Source organism: Asaia sp. W19 (assembly GCF_003994335.1).
Classification (GTDB): Bacteria; Pseudomonadota; Alphaproteobacteria; order Acetobacterales; family Acetobacteraceae; genus Asaia.
The window spans coordinates 1-2,502 of sequence record NZ_PNQZ01000219.1 but is presented as its reverse complement, the minus strand read 5'-3'; the positions used below and the strand labels follow the sequence as shown (position 1 = coordinate 2,502).

The following is a 2,502-nucleotide window of genomic DNA, read 5'->3' as shown; positions in this document are numbered from 1 at the left end:
GTCTCGACTGCCGATGGCGCGGGAGCCATTGCGGGCGTGGTCAATATGCACACGCTCGGCGTGGATGACCTGGTCGCGTCAGGCAAGCGTTATGGCGTGATGGCCCGCGCTCTGGGTGGATCGAATAATTACGATGGCTCGGGTGTGGTCGGTGCCGGGGTGCGGGTGCGACCGTGGTTCGGCATCGCCGCCGCTTTCAGCATGCGCAGTTCGGGCGATTACGAAGACGGCGCTGGCACGCGGGTTCCCAACAGCTACCAGCGTCTGCAGTCGGGCCTGTTCAAGATCGATATCAAACCCGGCATCGATCAGAGCCTGACGCTGGGTACCGTGATCTATCATAACCAGTTCGGTCAGGGGACCGAGGGGATCGCGACGGCGAATAGTATCCAGAACAATCAGGGCAATATCGAGTATCGGTTCACGCCTCAGGATAACAAGCTCGTCTCCCTCCACGTGAAGGGCTATGTGGTGTCGACCGGACTGGAAAACGCCACCCCCGCCTATCGTGCGCTCACAATGGCTGCCGCGAACATGACCCGGTACGATCTCACCACCTTGGGGTTCGAGGCTGACAACACCTCGCAATTCCCTCTCGGACCCGTACTGGCCTCACTCAATTATGGCGGGGAGTACTATCATGACTCGGTCAAGACCAAGGACCAAACCGGCTATGATGGCGCAACGCCATCAGGCGGACGCGAAGTGGGCAGTGCATTTACACAGCTCGCCCTGAACTGGAAAATTATCCAGCTCACCGGCGCGCTGCGTTACGACGCCTATCATCTTTCCGGCGGCGGCGTGAACCAGGCCTCCGGGTTTACCTCGATTCCGGCGGGCGCTTTTCATACCAGCACCAGTTCGGACGCGGTGAACCCGAAGGTCACGCTCGCAGTCACGCCAGTGCATGGGTTGCAGCTTTATGGCAGCTACGGGCTCGGCTTTCGACCGCCCTCGACAACTGAGACGCTCATGGCCAGTTCGCATCCTGGTCTTGGCTTCCTGAAATTCATTCCGAACCCTAATCTGGCACCCGAGCAAACCTATGGGTGGGAGGCCGGCGCAAAGCTGCATTACCGCGACGTGCTTGCTGAAGGTGACAAAGTCGAATTCGATGGCGACTATTTCGATACACGGATCAAGAACTATATTGCCCAGACACGCGTGATCGGCCGTCCCGCCCCAGGCTCCTATATTCCGGTCTATGGGTATTTCTACCAGAATATGGCGGGCAATACCTACACTCACGGGTTTGAGGGGCAGGCGAAATACGACAACCGCTTCGTCTTCGCCACCCTGTCCTACACGAACACCACCACCAAATTGCCTCGCCCCGACTACACCGGATTTGGCGCGATCCTGACCACGCCGCCGCGCTCGGTACTGGCTGGAACGGTGGGGCTGCACCTGTTCGATAGCAAGCTTTCCGTGGGCGCGCGTATCCGTGCAGCCACGCAGACGCTCGGCCAACCCAAGAGCGGCACGCCGGGCTTCCCGAAACAGGGCGGCTATGTCGTCTTCGACATGTTCGGCTCCTATCAGATCACCAAGCAGATCCAGATGTTCGTCAATGCCGATAACGTTACCAACCGTCGCTATTACACGAGCCAGATCTCCTCAATCCCCAACCAGGGGCTGACCGTGATGGGAGGGCTGAATTTTGCCCTGTCACGTTAAGGCGTGCCTTGCCCGTCCACTCTTGTTCGAGGGACGGTAATCGGGCAATGGCGCGGCAACCAACAAGGAGCCGCGCCATGAACGCCGCCACGAACGCCCCGGGCCAGACGGATACGACAACCGCGCTCGAACTGCGTCTGGGCCAAAGGATTCGACGTCATCTGGACGGTTTCTCAGGACTTTTCATCCTTTTCGTTCTCAAGCAGGGTTGGGCTTGTCTCTTCGGCGGCCTGATGCTGGGGGCCATTCTCATCAGCCACGCGCTCTGGTCGCCGGGCTGGCCGCTCCATCGCTATGACGCGCTGTTCCTCTTCGCGCTGCTGACCCAGGCCGTGTTCCTCGCCTGCAAACTGGAGACGCGCCAGGAGGCGCTGATCATTCTTCTGTTTCATCTCACCGGGACAGCCATGGAGTGGTTCAAGGTCCATGCGGGGTCATGGTCCTATCCCGAGCCCGGTTTCTTCAAGATCCTGCATGTGCCGCTTTTCTCCGGCTTCATGTACGCCTCGGTCGGCAGCTATATTGCCCGTGTGATCCGGCTATTTGACATGAGGTTCCTCGCCTATCCGCGTTCCGGCTTTTCTCTTGCTCTGGCCCTGGCGATCTATCTCAACTTCTTCACCCATCATTTCATCCCGGATCTGCGTTGGCTTCTGGTGCTCGCCACCATCGGAATCTATTGGCGTTGCACGATCCTTTATCGCGTGTTCGATACGCAATGGCGCATGAGGCTTCCCCTCGCGGCGTTTCTCTCGAGCATCGCGCTCTGGATCGCGGAGAATATCGGCACTTTTACCGGCACATGGCTCTACGCTCACCGGCAAT

General features: G+C 59.1%; 2 protein-coding genes. Both read left to right on the top strand.

Translation table 11 applies throughout. The features are described from left to right. On the top strand, window positions 1-1,677 hold a 1,677-nt coding region (locus C0V97_RS18150), incomplete at its 5' end, for a TonB-dependent receptor domain-containing protein (protein ID WP_127103764.1). Window positions 1,678-1,754: 77 nt separating this feature from the next. After that, window positions 1,755-2,502: DUF817 domain-containing protein (locus C0V97_RS18145; RefSeq protein WP_148114990.1), on the top strand; the 748-nt coding region annotated here is incomplete at its 3' end.